We start from the raw sequence: 378 nt of genomic DNA, 5'->3' as shown, positions 1-378 counted from the left end.
TGACAATCACGCACACGACCACGGCCACGGTGCCGGCGGCGAAAGCCACGGCAGCGTCAAGTCGTACCTGGTCGGCTTCCTGCTGGCAGCGGTCCTGACCATCATCCCGTTCTGGCTGGTGATGCACGGCAACCTGCCGACCTTCACCACCGGCGTGATCATCGTGATCGCCGCGGTGCTGCAGATCCTGGTGCACCTGGTGTTCTTCCTGCACCTGGACCGCTCCTCGGAGCAGCGCTGGAACGTCAGCGCGGCGGCCTTCACCGTGGTGGTGATCGGCATCATCGTCGCCGGCTCGCTGTGGGTCATGCACAACATGAACGTGCACATGATGCACTGACGTCCCCGCGACGTTGCCGCACGCAGAAAGGCCGCCCC

At 65.1% G+C, this 378-nt stretch carries 1 protein-coding gene; it reads left to right on the top strand.

Annotation, left to right across the window (positions count from 1 at the left end; genetic code table 11):
• Positions 1 to 340, top strand: a 340-nt coding sequence (gene cyoD / locus AC1DN0_RS41815; RefSeq protein WP_477146716.1) for a cytochrome o ubiquinol oxidase subunit IV, incomplete at its 5' end; no start/stop codon positions are given.
• Positions 341 to 378 lie beyond the last annotated feature (38 nt).

This window comes from Cupriavidus sp. 05N39 (assembly GCF_056397325.1).
The sequence above is the reverse complement of the archived record's forward strand: the minus strand, read 5'-3'. Positions and strand labels throughout refer to the sequence as shown.